Below are 15,626 nucleotides of genomic sequence, written 5' to 3' on the forward strand. Positions count from 1 at the left end.
AGCCGTCACATCAATATCGGAACCGGCAGGTTCCTATATTCCTTTTACGGCGTTGATGAACGCGCGGATCTTTGCGTGATCCTTGATGCCTTTGCTCGCTTCCACCCCGCCACTGACATCCACCGCATACGGTTTTACCCGTTCCACGGCATCTGCGACGTTCTCCGGGGTCAAACCACCCGCGAGAATCAACGGCTTGCTCAACGTCTGCGGAATCAATGACCAGTCGAACGCCTCACCGGTTCCGCCGGGCACACCTTCGACATAAGTGTCGAGCAGCACGCCACTGGCGCTCGGATAGGCATCAACCGCCGCCGCAATGTCATCACCGGCCTTGACCCGCAACGCTTTGATGTACGGACGATGCCAGCCTTCGCAGTCTTCAGCGACTTCATCACCATGAAACTGCAACAAATCCAGCGGCACGGCGTCAAGGATTTCACCCAACTCGCAACGGCTGGCATTGACGAACAGCCCTACGGTAGTCACAAACGGCGGCAATGCCTGAATAATCGCCCGCGCCTGCTGTACGGTTACCGCACGCGGACTCTTGGCATAGAACACAAACCCGATCGCATCGGCCCCGGCCTCAACGGCGGCCAGCGCATCTTCTATGCGGGTAATCCCGCAGATCTTGCTGCGAACGGCTGACATATCGAGAAAAACTCCGAGGCAAAATCCGAGAAAGTCCCGGATGGTAACAAAAGCGTTCGAGGGCGTCAGCCGTCAAGTTCGGAGAAACCCGTAAGGAAATGTGGCCCGATAAAACGCTCGGGCAACGGAAATTCGTCGTGGTACTCGACCTGTACCAGATACAAGCCGTACGGATGCGCGGTCACCCCACCGGAGCGGCGCTCGCGGCTTTCGAGGACTTCCTTCATCCACTCCACTGGACGCTCGCCAGCACCAATGGTCATCAGCACGCCAGCGATATTGCGCACCATGTGATGCAGGAAGGCATTGGCGCGAATATCGAGCACGATCATCTTGCCGTGACGGGTCACGCGCAGGTGATGCATCTTCTTGATCGGCGACTTGGCCTGGCACTGACCGGCGCGGAACGCGCTGAAATCGTGAGTGCCGATCAGATACTGCGCGGCCTCGGCCATGCGCTCGACATCCAGCGGGCGATGATTCCAGGTGATTTCTTCATTGAGATGCGCCGGGCGAATCTGATCGTTGTAGATCACGTAGCGATAGCGCCGGGCGATGGCTTTGAACCGCGCATGGAAATGCGCCGGCATCACCCGAGCCCAACTGACGCTGATGTCATGGGGCAGATTGATGTTGGCGCCCATGACCCAGGCTTTCAGCGAACGATCGACCGTTGTATCAAAGTGCACCACTTGTCCGCAGGCATGCACGCCGGCGTCGGTGCGTCCGGCGCACTGTAGCGAAACCGGTGAGTTGGCGACTTTCGACAGGGCTTTTTCCAGCTCTTCCTGCACCGTCGCCACACCCGTCAACTGACGCTGCCAGCCGCTGTAACGCGAGCCTTTGTACTCAACGCCCAACGCGACGCGGTAAAAGCCGTCGGGAGCCATTTCGGCGACCGGGTTATCTATGTTTGCCAAGGTGGGACAGCCTGCTGTTTGTGCAAAGGCGGGCATTATAAGGCTGTGGACCGGGGATACCAGTTTCAAAATCAAAAGATCGCAGCCCTCGGCAGCTCCTACATGAGATGGCGTTCCCCTGTAGGAGCTGCCGAAGGCTGCGATCTTTTGATTCAAAAAAGACAAACAAAAACGGCAGCCTCAAAGGGCTGCCGTTTTTTGTTTACCGCTGGATTTATGCCAGGTGCGAAAGCATTTCCTGAGCTTCTTTTTTCTGTGCCTCGCTCCCCTCACTGGCGACCTCGTTGAGGATGTCGCGTGCGCCGTCGCTGTCGCCCATGTCGATGTAGGCCTGAGCCAGATCAAGCTTGGTAGCGGCTTCATCAGTGCCAGCGAGGAAGTCGAAATCGTCTTCACCCAGATCACCACCGATTGCCGCATCGGCTTCGGTGAAGGTCGGCTCGGCAATGGTTTGCGACAGACGATCCAGCTCGGCGTTGACGTCATCCAGTTCGGCAGCGAACGCATCCGGCTCAGCCGCAGGATTGCTGTCCATTTCGTCGGCCAGTGACAGATCGAAATCGGCCGGCAGCTCCAGATCATCTTGTGGCACGTCAGCCACCACCGGCGGTTCGACTGGCGGCAGATCCTTCACGCCTTCGTCCAGATCCAGCAGGAAGTCATCGTCCGCCAGGTCAACCGCAGGCGCCGGTTCGGCACCCAGGTCCAGATCGAGGTCGAAGTCCGACAGATCATCCAGGTTCTCTTTGATATCGGTCTGCTGTTGCAGCACCGATTCGAAGCTCAGGTCGTCGTCCGCCGGGAATTCATCCAGCTCGACCGGCGCTTCAGGCTCAACCACCGGCGCCGGCTCAACCGGCGTGATGTTGTCGAGATCGTCCAGACTCAGATCAAACGCGCTGTCCAGATCGTCTTCCACAGGCGCTGGCGCCGGTGCTTCAGGCTCATCCAGCAGCAAATCCTTGACGTATTGCGCGTCCAGTTCGGCGGCCACGGCAGCAGCGGCCAGACCTGTCGCAGCGACGACGGCCATTGCCGGGAAGCGGCTTTTCAGCTCTTCGACCTTGGCGAAGTTGTCACCATTGGCCACCAGTTGACGCTCTTGACCGACGAACGCATCGCGGTCGCCCTGCTGACCGTAGACTTCCATCAGCTTCAGACGCAGATCACTGCGTTGCGGCTCCAGGCTGACGCCCTCTTCCAGCAGTGCAGCAGCCTGATTCAGGCGACCGGCGTTGATGTGCGACTGCGCCTTGTCGAGCACGTCATCCGAGCGCTCGGCGGCCGGCGCCACCAGCGGCGCCGCAATCGGTTCAGCCATCACGATCGGGGCAACTACCGGAGCCACTACGGGTGCCGGAGCAGGTGCCGGGGTGTTGAGCTTGACGCTCGCCGCCGGGGTTTCCAGACCTTCGAAGCTGCTTTCCGGCAGATCCTGCTCGGCGGAGAACTCTTGCTCTTCCGACAGAGCGCGGGCCATGCGCAGATGTTTCTCGGCTTCCTGCTGGGCCTTGCGGCGACGTGCCAGCAACAACAGCAGGAGCAGCAGAACCACTACACCGCCACCGACCAGACCCAACAGGATCGGATTGGTCAACAGCTCATTGAAGGTTTTCTCGTCATCGACAGGCGGCTTCGGCGTCACCACTGGCTCGACGACTGGCGTTTCAGCCGGTGGCGCAATGGCGGACTCTGGCGTCGGCGCCGCTTCTGCCGGAGTGGCTGGCGGCGTGGCAGCCAGTTCAGCCGTGATCGCAGGCACCGCCGGTGCAGCAGCGTTGGCGGCCGGCGCAGCGCCCGCCCCTTCGGCCTGCAGTTTTGCCAGCTGATTGTTCTTCAGCTCGATCAGTTTTTGCAGCTTGTCCAACTGACTTTGCAGATCGGACATGCGGCTTTTCAGTTCCTCGTTATCACGACGGGTCGTGTCGAGGCTTTCCTGAGTGACCGCGAGCTTGTTGCTCAAGGCTTTAGCATCACCCGCCGGGCCTTTGCCGCGGGACTTGGCGCTTTCAGCAGAAACCAGACTCAGATTGTCCTGAGCGTTCTGCGCAGCACCGGTATTGCCGCGACCACGATTGGTCGCATCGAGCTGCTGCTGACCGGTGCCCGGTTTGGCCACATAACGACGGCCCTGACGCCAGGCTTCGTTCTGCGCAGCGACTTCGGCAATGGCCTTCGACTGTGGCAACGCAGTGCTTTGCACGGAATCCGGCAGGCGCAGCACCTGACCGGTCTTCAGGCGGTTGATGTTGCCACCGATGAACGCATCCGGGTTCAGCGCTTGAATGGCCAGCATGGTCTGCTGCACCGAACCGCCGGTACGCGCTTTCGCAGCGATTTCCCACAGGGTGTCGCGCGGCGTGGTGGTGTATTGCGTCGAGTGCGTGGCGCCCGTGGTCGGCGCAGTGATGGTCTGCGACGGCGCCGGTTGCGCGGCGGCGTCAGCGGTCTGCGGCGAGAACTTCGAGGGATCGAGCAGCACGCTGTAATCGCGCAGCAGACGGCCATTCGGCCACATCACCTGAACGAGGAATTTCACCATCGGTTCCGACAGCGGTTTGCTCGAGGTCACGCGCAGCACGCTTTTGCCGCTGGCGTTGAGCACCGGGGTGAAGGTCAGATCATTGAGGAAGGCCTGGCGATCGACGCCGGCCTTGGCAAAGTCTTCAGCTGAAGCCAGGCTCGGCACCACTTCGGCAGCGGTGAGATCCTTGACGTCGAGCAGCTCGATTTCAGCCACCAGCGGCTGGTTCAGGGTCGACTTCAGGGTCAGCTCCCCGAGCCCGAGGGCATGCGCCATACCGGAGGACAGCGCCGAGGCGGCCGCTATTGCTAACACCAGTTTGCGAACTTGAACCATAGCCTCATCCTTTGTTTGAACGTTCCTCGGCCAGCGAGAAGATGTTGAATACCGCTGCCGTAAGGCATTGCGCGCGACGACGACAGATGCCGCGCGCGATCATTTCTTTGATGCCCCGGAATGTCCCGGAGGGTGACACGTTATCAAGCGATCTGGGCAAGCATAGCGCTCACCTAGAATCAGTCGACAAATTGTTGCCAAGTATCTTTTACAGCAGGTCTTTTATCAACAACTCAGCCACCTGCACAGCGTTAAGGGCCGCGCCCTTGCGTACGTTATCTGACGTCAGCCACAGATTAAGTTCCGCCGGGTCGTCAACACCGCTGCGCACGCGACCGACATAGACAACATCCTGCCCTACCGCGTCACCGACTGCGGTCGGGTAATCACCGGCTTCGACCAGCTCGATACCGGCCGCGTCTTCGAGTGCAGCGTTGACTTTTGCCAGGTCGACAGCCGACGCTGACTGCAAGGTCACGCTAAAGCTATCGCCAAAAAACACCGGGGCTTGAACGCAAGTTGCGGAAATCTTTAATAAAGGCAGCGCCAGCACCTGACGCAACTCGCGCACCAGACGTTTTTCCAGCAGCGTGTGGCCCTGCGCGTCAGGCGTGCCGACCTGCGCCAGCAGGTTGAAGGCCATCTGCCGATCAAAGAAGGTCGGTTCCAGCGGGCGCATGTTCAGCAGCTCGGCGGTCTGTCGCGCCAGCTCGGTCACGGCTTCACGACCTTGGGCGGAAACGGCCAGATTGGCGGTGACATTCACATATTGCAGATCGATCAGGTCGAGCAGCGGCGCCAGCACCACGGCGAGCGAAGTGGCCGACGGGCTTGGGCTGCTGACCTGGAACGGTGCTTTCAAACTGGCGAGTACTGCGGCGTTGGCTTCCGGCACCACTTGCGGCGCTTGATCGGCCGGCAGCGCACCGGACAGGTCAATCAGCGAGCAACCGGCGGCGTGGGCACGCGCGGCGTAGCTCAAGGTGATGGCCGGGCCGGCGGCGAAGAACACCAGTTTGACCTTGCTGAAATCGAATTCATCGACTTCACGAACGCGCACGTTCTTGTTGCGAAACAGCACCGAACTGCCAGCAGATTCGCTGCTCGCCAGCAGGTGCAGGTTGCCGACCGGGAAGTCGCGCTCTTCGAGAATCTGTACGAGGGTTTCGCCGACAGTACCGGTGGCGCCGATCACGGCAATATCTAGGGTCTGGGTCATGGTGCGAGCCTCTGGCGAAACGGGGGGAGCGGCACTTTACCGGGTGACCGCCATGCAGGCAATTTCTGCCGAGGATTTGCGGCGCCTGCACCGGCCTCATCGCTGGCAAGCCAGCTCCCACAATGGGCGGTGCGATTCACAGATTTTATGTACTCCACAAATCCCTGTGGGAGCTGGCTTGCCAGCGATGGGGCCAATCCAGACACCCGAGAAACCACAGGCATAAAAAAACCCGCACCTCTCACAAGGCGCGGGCTCTTTCATTGCTGCAAACGATCAACGCTCAAGCAAAATCCGCAGCATGCGACGCAGCGGTTCGGCCGCGCCCCACAGCAGTTGGTCGCCGACGGTGAACGCACCGACGAATTGCGAACCCATGTTCAGCTTGCGCAGACGACCCACCGGCACATTCAGGGTGCCAGTGACCTTGGTCGGGCTCAGCTCCTGCATGCTGATCTCGCGCTGGTTCGGCACCAGTTTGACCCAAGGGTTGTGCTGGCTGATCAACCCTTCGATATCAGCGATCGGCACGTCTTTGTTCAGCTTGATGGTCAGCGCCTGGCTGTGGCAACGCATGGCGCCAATGCGCACGCAGATGCCGTCGACCGGAATCGGGCTCTTGAAGCGGCCGAGGATCTTGTTGGTCTCAGCCTGAGCTTTCCATTCTTCGCGGCTCTGGCCGTTCGGCAGTTCCTTGTCGATCCACGGAATCAGGCTGCCGGCCAGCGGTACGCCGAAGTTTTCGGTCGGGTACGCTTCGCTGCGCATGGCATCAGCAACGCGACGGTCGATGTCGAGGATCGCGCTGGCCGGATCGGCCAGTTGATCAGCGACAGCGGCGTGGGTCGCGCCCATTTGCTTGATCAGTTCACGCATGTTCTGCGCGCCGGCACCGGAAGCCGCCTGATAGGTCATGGCGCTCATCCACTCGACCAGACCGGCCTCAAACAAGCCGCCCAGGCCCATCAGCATCAGGCTGACGGTGCAGTTGCCGCCGATGTAGTTCTTGGTGCCCGCATCGAGCTGCTGGTCGATGACCTTGCGGTTGACCGGATCGAGAATGATCACCGCGTCATCGTTCATGCGCAGGCTCGAGGCCGCGTCGATCCAGTAACCCTGCCAGCCGGCTTCGCGCAGTTTCGGGAACACTTCGCTGGTGTAGTCGCCGCCCTGGCAGGTCAGAATCACGTCGAGGGTCTTCAGCTCATCAATGCTGTAAGCATCCTTGAGCGGAGCAATGTCCTTGCCCACGGACGGGCCTTGGCCACCGACGTTGGACGTGGTGAAAAACACCGGCTCGATTAGATCGAAATCCTGCTCTTCCAGCATCCGCTGCATGAGCACGGAACCGACCATCCCGCGCCAACCGATCAGACCTACACGTTTCATCGCAACTACACCTTCTTGAAAAGTGGGCCGCTGCTTGTATTGAATTTCGCAGCGGGCCCGAGAGATTACAGATTCCGCAGCGCGGCGACTACTGCGTCGCCCATTTCCTGCGTACCGACTTTGGTGCAACCGGCCGAATAGATGTCGCCAGTGCGCAACCCTTGATCGAGCACAACGCTAACGGCTTTCTCGATGGCATCGGCCGCGTCATGCAGATTGAAGCTGTAACGCAGCATCATCGACACCGACAGAATGGTCGCCAACGGGTTGGCGATGCCTTTACCGGCGATGTCCGGAGCGGAACCGTGGCAAGGCTCGTACATGCCCTTGTTGTTGGAATCCAGCGAGGCCGACGGCAGCATGCCGATGGAACCGGTGAGCATCGACGCTTCGTCGGACAGAATGTCGCCGAACATATTGTCAGTGACGATCACGTCGAACTGCTTCGGTGCGCGCACCAGTTGCATGGCGGCGTTGTCGACGTACATGTGGCTCAGTTCGACTTCCGGATAATCCTTGGCCACTTGCTCGACCACTTCACGCCACAGTTGACTGGACGCCAGCACGTTGGCCTTGTCCACCGAGCAGAGCTTCTTGCCACGGACCATGGCCATGTCGAAACCGACGCGGGCGATGCGGCGGATTTCGCTTTCGCTGTACGGCAGCGTGTCGTAGGACTGACGCTCGCCATTTTCCAGGGTACGGGTGCCGCGCGGCGCGCCGAAGTAGATGCCGCCGGTCAGCTCACGAACGATGAGGATGTCCAGACCGGCAACGATTTCCGGCTTCAGGCTCGACGCGTCGGCCAGTTGCGGGTACAGGATCGCCGGACGCAGGTTGCCGAACAGGCCCAGTTGTGCACGGATTTTCAGCAGGCCGCGCTCAGGGCGGATATCACGCTCGATGGTGTCCCATTTCGGGCCACCGACGGCGCCCAACAATACGGCGTCAGCAGCGCGGGCGCGGTCGAGGGTTTCATCGGCCAGCGGCACGCCGTGCTTGTCGATGGCGGCGCCACCGATCACGTCATGGCTCAGCTCGAAGCCCAGGCTGTATTTGTCGTTGGCCAGCTCCAGCACCTTGACCGCTTCGGCCATGATTTCCGGACCAATACCGTCACCTGGGAGAATCAGAATCTGCTTGCTCATGCTTTCCTCGTGTCTTCAGTCGGTGCGCCACCTTAGGCGCGCCCGGAAAAATTCTTATCGCTCGGCCATCAGCACGATTACATCTGTACTGAACGAGCCATCGGCATCAATCTCAAAATATTCGCGCACTTCATTGCCCATCGACTGCTGCAACTGGCGGATCGCCGCGCGCATTACTTCAGGCGTGCGCATGCGCTCAACCCAACTGGTGTATTCCAGACGCAGGCGCTGACGCGTGGTACTGCGCACATGCAAACCGGCCTCGCTGACCTGCCGCAGCCACTCAGCGGCGGAATAATCGCGCACATGACTGGTGTCGCGCAGCACTTCGACGCTTTGCAGGTAAGTGTCGAACAACGGACTGCCCGGTGACAACACATCCACGAATGCCGCCACACCGCCCGGCTTCAGCACCCGACGCACTTCGCGCAGGGCCACACCGAGATCGCTCCAGTGATGCGCCGAATACCGGCTGAACACGAAGTCGAACTCGCCATCGGCAAACGGCAAACGCTCAGCGGCGCCGTTGACCGTGGCGATGTTGGTGAAACCGCGATCAACAGCAGCGGTGGCGACCACGTCGAGCATTTGCTGTGACAGGTCGTAAGCCACCACTTCCCGGACCAGCGGTGAGGCGTGAAAGCTCACATGCCCGGCGCCACAACCCAGATCCAGCACCCGGGCATCGCCCTGCCCCGCCAGTTCAGCCTGTAGCAGTGCAAATTCGGTTCCCTGAGCGTGAACGGCGCTGCTCAGGTAGGCAGCGGCCTGTTCACCGAATTGCTTCTGTACGACCTGAGCGTGCTGGGCGGAGCTGGTCATGAGGACATCCTTTTGTTTAAGCCTTGTGTTGCTTTTGAGGGACTCATCGCGAGCAGGCTCACTCCTACATTTGGAATGCGTTCCCCTGTGGGAGTGAGCCTGCTCGCGATGGCGTCATTCGTCATAGGTAAATCACGCGTCGCGGAACAACCACGGCTGGCTAACCCGATGTTTGGCCTCAAACGTCGCAATCGCATCGCCGTCCTGCAAGGTCAAACCGATATCGTCCAGACCGTTCAACAGGCAGTGCTTGCGGAACGCGTCGATCTCGAAGCTGTACACCTTGCCATCCGGACGGGTCACGGTCTGCGCTTGCAGATCGACCTGCAGTTGATAACCCGGCTCGGCCTCGACCTGCTTGAACAACTCATCGACTTCAGCGTCGCTCAAGATGATCGGCAACAAACCGTTCTTGAAGCTGTTGTTGAAGAAGATGTCGGCGTAGCTCGGCGCGATGATGCTGCGGAAACCGTATTCTTCCAGCGCCCATGGCGCGTGCTCACGGCTGGAGCCGCAACCGAAGTTCTCGCGGGCGAGCAATACGCTGGCGCCCTGATAACGCTCGGCGTTGAGGACGAAATCCTTGTTCAACGGGCGCTTGGAGTTGTCCTGATACGGTTGCCCGACATCGAGGTAACGCCACTCGTCGAACAGGTTCGGGCCGAAACCGGTGCGTTTGATCGACTTCAAAAACTGCTTCGGAATGATCTGGTCGGTGTCGACGTTGGCACGATCCAAAGGCGCGACAAGACCAGTGTGCTGGGTAAAAGCTTTCATGCTGCGCTCCTTTAGATCAATTCACGAACGTCGATGAAACGACCGTTCACCGCTGCCGCCGCCGCCATGGCCGGGCTGACAAGGTGGGTACGGCCACCGGCGCCCTGACGGCCTTCGAAGTTACGGTTGGAGGTCGAGGCGCAATGTTCGCCGGACTCCAAACGGTCCGGGTTCATCGCCAGACACATCGAGCAACCCGGCTCACGCCATTCGAAACCGGCTTCGAGGAAAATCTTGTCGAGACCTTCGGCTTCTGCCTGAGCCTTCACCAGACCCGAGCCCGGCACCACGATCGCTTGCTTGATGGTCGAGGCGACTTTGCGGCCCTTGGCGATTACCGCCGCAGCGCGCAAGTCTTCGATCCGCGAGTTGGTGCAGGAACCGATGAATACGCGATCCAGCTGAATGTCGGTGATCGCCTGATTGGCAGTCAAACCCATGTATTTCAAGGCGCGGACGATCGAGTCGCGTTTGACCAGATCCATTTCCTTGGCCGGGTCCGGCACGTTTTGGTCAACGGCCAAAACCATTTCCGGGGAAGTGCCCCAACTGACTTGCGGCTTGATCTGCGCAGCGTCGAGTTCAACCACGGTGTCGAACTTGGCGTCGGCGTCGGAGACCAGATCTTTCCAGGCTTCGACGGCCATATCCCACTGCTCACCTTTCGGTGCGAATGGACGGCCCTTCACGTAGTCGACGGTTTTCTGATCCGCTGCCACCAGGCCAACACGGGCACCGGCTTCGATGGACATGTTGCAGATGGTCATGCGGCCTTCGACGGACAAGTCGCGGATCGCGCTGCCAGCGAATTCGATCGCGTGGCCGTTACCGCCGGCGGTGCCGATCTTGCCGATCACCGCGAGGACGATGTCCTTGGCGGTCACGCCGAACGGCAATTGCCCTTCAACGCGCACCAGCATGTTTTTCATTTTCTTCGCGACCAGGCACTGGGTGGCGAGCACGTGCTCGACCTCGGAAGTGCCGATACCGTGGGCCAGAGCGCCGAACGCGCCGTGGGTCGAGGTGTGCGAGTCGCCGCAGACCACGGTCATGCCCGGCAAGGTCGCGCCCTGCTCCGGGCTGATGACGTGGACGATGCCTTGGCGCACGTCGTTCATCTTGAACTCGACGATGCCGTATTCATCACAGTTGTCATCGAGGGTCTGAACCTGCAAACGCGAGACCTGATCGGCAATGGCTGCGATGCCGCCCTTGCGCTCTGGCGTGGTCGGTACGTTGTGGTCCGGGGTCGCGATGTTGGCATCGATGCGCCAAGGCTTGCGCCCGGCCAGACGCAGGCCTTCGAAGGCTTGCGGCGAAGTCACTTCGTGGATGATGTGACGATCGATATAGATCAGCGCCGAGCCATCGTCGCGCTGCTTGACCAAATGCGAATCCCAGAGCTTGTCGTAGAGCGTTTTGCCGGCCATCAGACGGTTCCTCATCAGCTTGTTTCTATGCCCTGGGCTTATCAATAACCCTTTGGCTTGTGAGGCCGATCCTATGGGGTTAGATTAAATAACTCAAATTCATATTTTTTATGCTTTGGATAACCAACTGGAATACGAACATGGATCTGGCCAACCTCAACGCTTTTATCGCGATTGCCGAGACCGGCAGCTTCTCCGGCGCCGGCGAACGCCTGCACCTGACGCAGCCGGCGATCAGCAAACGCATCGCCGGGCTGGAGCAGCAATTGAAGGTGCGGTTGTTTGATCGGCTGGGCCGTGAAGTCGGCCTGACCGAGGCCGGCCGCGCCCTGCTGCCGCGGGCTTATCAGATTCTCAACGTGCTCGATGACACTCGCCGCGCGCTGACCAATCTGACCGGCGAAGTCAGCGGGCGCCTGACACTGGCCACCAGTCACCACATCGGTTTGCACCGTTTGCCGCCGCTATTGCGGGAATTCACCCGTCGTTACCCACAGGTTGCGCTGGATATTCAGTTCCTTGATTCGGAAGTGGCCTACGAAGAAATTCTCCATGGCCGCGCCGAACTGGCGGTCATCACCCTGGCGCCGGAACCTCACGCACTGGTCAAAGCCACGCCCGTCTGGGACGACCCGCTGGATTTCGTGGTTGCCCCGGAGCATTCGCTGATCAGCAATGGCCCGGTCAATCTGGCGGACATTGCCGGTCATCCGGCGGTTTTCCCCGGTGGCAACACCTTCACCCACCACATTGTCCAACGCTTGTTCGAGGCCCAAGGCCTGACGCCGAATATCGCCATGAGCACCAACTATCTGGAAACCATCAAGATGATGGTCTCGATTGGCCTGGCCTGGAGCGTTTTGCCGCGCACCATGCTCGATGAGCAGGTGGCAAGCATCGTATTGCCGGGCATACAGCTCAGTCGCCAGCTAGGCTATATCCTGCACACTGAACGGACGCTCTCGAATGCGGCACGGGCCTTTATGGCCTTACTGGATGCACAAATCGATCTGCCAGGGACTTGAGGCCAACTTGTGCTACTCCTATAGAGCCGCTGCCCCTGTGCCTAACGCCACCATCAGCTCAAGGCCTGTCCACGATGCCGAAATCTGTTGACCGAATTCCGCCGATGCCGCGTATTCAGGCGATTGACCCGCGTCATTCCGAGCAGAGCTGGGAAAGCGCGCCGCAATTGCTGGCGGCGCTCAACGGCGCGCGGCTCGGCGCCTGGTATTGGGACATCGAGCGCGGGCAGATCAGTTGGTCGCGTGGCACCCAGGCCTTGTTCGGCTTCGATCCTCGGCAACCGCTACCCGAAGATCTGGAATACCTCGACCTGCTGCCGCCGGAAGACCGGGCGAAAACCGTTCGCGCCTTCCACGCGGTGATTGCCGGGGCGCCGCTGGAACAAGCGATGCACCACCGTATCCGCTGGCCTGATGGCAGCCTGCACTGGCTGGAGATCAGCGGCAGCCTGCTGCCGGATAAAAACGGCCGCCCCCGAATGATCGGGGTGATTCGTGAAATCACCCACCAGCGCCAACGCGAACAGGCCCTGAGCAGTTCGGAGAAACGTTTCGCGACACTTTTTCACCTGTGCCCGAACATGGTCCTGCTGACCCGTCAGGAAGACGGCCTGATCAGCGAAGCCAATCAGTATTTCGAAAGCCTGTTCGGCTGGCCGGTGCAGAGCGCCATCGGCCGCACCACTCTGGAGCTGGGTTTGTGGGTGCATCCGGAGCAACGCGGCGAACTGGTCAAGAAGACCAACACCAAGGGCGAATTGATCAGCATGGAGGTGCAGTTTCGCGCCAGTAACGGGCAGATTCACGACGGCATTCTCAGCGCACAGAAGGTCGAACTCGAAGGTCAGCCCTATCTGCTCAGCACCTTCCTCGACACCACCGAACGCAAAGCCGCCGAACACGCCTTGAAGGACAGCCAGGAACGCCTCGATCTGGCGCTGGACTCGGCACAGCTCGGCACTTGGGACTGGCACATTCCCAGCGGCATGCTCTACGGCTCGGCGCGGGCCGCGCAACTGCACGGTCTGGAGCCGAAACCGTTTCATGAGTCGTTCGAAGAGTTTTTCGAAGGCGTGCCCGGTGAGGAACGCGACAGCATGCGCGACGCCTACCGCAGCCTGCGCGAAGGCCCGGCGGGCAATTATCAGCTGACCTATCGCGTGCAACTGCCGGACGGCAGCTCGCGCTATCTGGAAAGCCGCGCCCGCCTCTACCGCGACGACAACGGCGCGCCGCTGCGCATGGCCGGCACGCTGCTCGACATCACCGATCAGGTCGAACGCGAACAGCGGCTGGTGGCCTCGGAAGAGAAATTCGCCACGCTGTTCCAAGTCAGCCCGGACCCGATCTGCGTCACCCGCCAGGACAGTGGCGAGTTCATCGAGATCAATAACAGCTTTACCCAGACCTTCGGCTGGAGCGCCGCCGACGTGATTGGCCACACCGCTGAAGAAATCGGCTTGTGGGATGCCTCAGCGAAAAGCCTGCAACGCATTGAAAGGGTGATTCGCGAACAAGGCCTGAGCAACGTCGCGATCATCGTCCAGCACAAGGACGGCCAGTCGCTGACCTGCGTGATTTCCAGCCGGCAGATCAGCGTCGGCGATCAGCCCTGCATCGTCACCACCCTGCGCGACATCACCCAACAACAGCGTTCGGAAGCGGCGCTGAAAGCCAGTGAAGAGAAATTCGCCAAGGCCTTTCACTCCAGCCCCGACGCGATCACCATCACCGAGCGCGACACCGGGCGTTATCTGGAGGTCAACGACGGTTTTTGCCGTCTCACTGGCTATCGCGCTGAAGAAGTCGTGGGCAAAACGGTTTATCAGGTCGGGATTTGGGCTGAGGAAAAACAGCGCTCGGCATTACTCGCAGAGTTGCAGATCAAGGGTCGCGTGCACCATCAGGAAATGCTCGGGCGCAACAAGCGCGGGGAGATGCTGACGGTGGAAGTCTCGGTCGAGCCGATCACCCTCAATGAAACGGCGTGCCTGCTGCTGACCGCGCGCGACGTCAGCCTGTTGAAAAACGCCGAAGCGCAAATTCGCCATCTGGCCTATCACGACCCGCTGACCAACCTGCCCAACCGCGCCTTGCTGATGGATCGCCTGAGCCAGCAGATCGCCCTGCTCAAGCGCCACAACCTGCGCGGCGCGTTGCTGTTTCTCGATCTCGATCACTTCAAGCACATCAACGACTCCCTCGGCCATCCGGTCGGGGATACGGTGCTGAAGATCATCACCGCGCGGCTCGAAGCCAGTGTGCGCATGGAAGACACGGTCGCACGCCTCGGCGGCGACGAATTTGTCGTGCTGCTCAGCGGTCTCGAAGGCTCGCGCAACGAAGTCAGCACGCAAGTGCGCAATCTGGCCGACACCCTGCGCGAATTGCTCTCGGAACCGATGTTCCTCGACGGCCAGCGCCTGCAAGTGACGCCGAGCATCGGCGTGGCGCTGATTCCCGATCATGGCTCGACGCCGACCGATCTGCTCAAACGCGCCGACATTGCTCTGTACCGGGCCAAGGATTCCGGGCGTAACACCACGCAGATGTATCACAACACCATGCAGAAAGCCGCCAGCGAGCGGCTGCGCATGGAGACCGACCTGCGCCTGGCGCTGTCGCGCGGTGAATTCAACGTGCACTTTCAGCCGCAGGTCGATGCCCGCGACAACCGCATCATCGGCGCCGAAGCCCTGGTGCGCTGGAATCACCCGGAACTGGGCGCGCAGTCACCCACCGAGTTCATCAAAGTACTGGAAGACAGCGGCCTGATTCTCGAAGTCGGCACTTGGATTCTGGATGAGGCCTGCAATGCCTTCAAACAACTGATCGCGCAGAAACGGGTCGACCCGCTGAATTTCAGCCTGTGCGTGAACATCAGCCCACGACAGTTCCGTCAGAATGACTTCGTCGAGCGCATCGAACACAGCATGAGCAGCCACGGGCTGCCCTGCTCGCTGCTGAAACTGGAAATCACCGAAGGCATCGTCATCCAGAATCTGGAAGACACCATCAGCAAAATGCGCCGGCTGAAAAAGCTTGGCGTGAGCTTCGCCATGGATGACTTTGGCACCGGTTATTCGTCACTGACTTACCTCAAGCGGCTACCAGTGGACACACTGAAAATCGATCAGTCGTTTATCCGCGATGCGACGACCGATCCGAACGATGCCGAGATTATCCGCGCGATCGTCGCCATGGCGCGCAGTCTGGAGCTGGAGGTGATTGCCGAGGGCGTGGAAACCCCGGAACAACTGGCGTTCCTGCAAGGCTTGGGCTGCCATTTGTATCAGGGTTATCTGCACAGTCGACCGGTTGCACTCGAGGATCTGAAAAAGCTCCTGCCATAACCGGTGCACGTTGCAACAGACGCGCAATT

11 protein-coding genes are annotated in these 15,626 nt (G+C 60.2%); 2 read left to right on the forward strand and 9 right to left on the reverse strand.

Annotation, left to right across the window (positions count from 1 at the left end; translation table 11 throughout):
• Positions 1 to 33 precede the first annotated feature (33 nt).
• The 9 genes from CKW38_RS02715 to leuC form a co-directional block, all read right to left on the reverse strand.
• Complete coding sequence (locus tag CKW38_RS02715) at positions 34 to 654, reverse strand: phosphoribosylanthranilate isomerase (protein ID WP_095111750.1); 621 nt, start codon at positions 652 to 654, stop codon at positions 34 to 36.
• A gap of 65 nt (positions 655 to 719) precedes the next feature.
• Positions 720 to 1,544, reverse strand: coding sequence for a tRNA pseudouridine(38-40) synthase TruA (truA, locus tag CKW38_RS02720; protein ID WP_034152768.1), 825 nt, complete (start codon positions 1,542 to 1,544; stop codon positions 720 to 722).
• Positions 1,545 to 1,788: 244 nt separating this feature from the next.
• Entirely contained in the window at positions 1,789 to 4,434 is a 2,646-nt protein-coding gene (locus tag CKW38_RS02725) for a FimV/HubP family polar landmark protein (RefSeq protein WP_095111751.1), read from the reverse strand.
• 208 nt (positions 4,435 to 4,642) lie between these two features.
• Positions 4,643 to 5,653, reverse strand: a complete 1,011-nt coding sequence (locus CKW38_RS02730; RefSeq protein WP_095111752.1) for an aspartate-semialdehyde dehydrogenase — start codon at positions 5,651 to 5,653, stop codon at positions 4,643 to 4,645.
• 276 nt (positions 5,654 to 5,929) lie between these two features.
• Positions 5,930 to 7,042 carry an aspartate-semialdehyde dehydrogenase gene (gene asd / locus CKW38_RS02740; RefSeq protein ID WP_007913448.1) on the reverse strand — a complete coding sequence of 371 codons (1,113 nt, stop codon included), beginning with the start codon at positions 7,040 to 7,042 and terminating at the stop codon, positions 5,930 to 5,932.
• 65 nt (positions 7,043 to 7,107) lie between these two features.
• Positions 7,108 to 8,190, reverse strand: coding sequence for a 3-isopropylmalate dehydrogenase (leuB, locus tag CKW38_RS02745; protein WP_003226430.1), 1,083 nt, complete (start codon positions 8,188 to 8,190; stop codon positions 7,108 to 7,110).
• Between the two features lie 54 nt (positions 8,191 to 8,244).
• Complete coding sequence (locus tag CKW38_RS02750; protein WP_095111754.1) at positions 8,245 to 9,012, reverse strand: class I SAM-dependent methyltransferase; 768 nt, start codon at positions 9,010 to 9,012, stop codon at positions 8,245 to 8,247.
• Positions 9,013 to 9,144: 132 nt separating this feature from the next.
• Positions 9,145 to 9,789, reverse strand: coding sequence for a 3-isopropylmalate dehydratase small subunit (gene leuD, locus CKW38_RS02755; protein ID WP_007913445.1), 645 nt, complete (start codon positions 9,787 to 9,789; stop codon positions 9,145 to 9,147).
• Positions 9,790 to 9,800: 11 nt separating this feature from the next.
• Positions 9,801 to 11,219 carry a 3-isopropylmalate dehydratase large subunit gene (leuC, locus tag CKW38_RS02760; RefSeq protein WP_007913443.1) on the reverse strand — a complete coding sequence of 473 codons (1,419 nt, stop codon included), beginning with the start codon at positions 11,217 to 11,219 and terminating at the stop codon, positions 9,801 to 9,803.
• Between the two features lie 140 nt (positions 11,220 to 11,359).
• Between leuC and CKW38_RS02765 the strand changes: the two genes are divergently transcribed.
• On the forward strand, positions 11,360 to 12,244 hold the full coding sequence (locus CKW38_RS02765; RefSeq protein ID WP_007913442.1) for a LysR family transcriptional regulator: 885 nt from the start codon (positions 11,360 to 11,362) through the stop codon (positions 12,242 to 12,244).
• A 74-nt stretch (positions 12,245 to 12,318) separates the two neighbouring features.
• Positions 12,319 to 15,597, forward strand: a complete 3,279-nt coding sequence (locus CKW38_RS02770) for a PAS domain S-box protein (protein ID WP_095111755.1) — start codon at positions 12,319 to 12,321, stop codon at positions 15,595 to 15,597.
• Positions 15,598 to 15,626: the final 29 nt, after the last annotated feature.

This window comes from Pseudomonas sp. Irchel 3H7 (assembly GCF_900187605.1).
In the GTDB taxonomy this organism is placed as follows: domain Bacteria; phylum Pseudomonadota; class Gammaproteobacteria; order Pseudomonadales; family Pseudomonadaceae; genus Aquipseudomonas.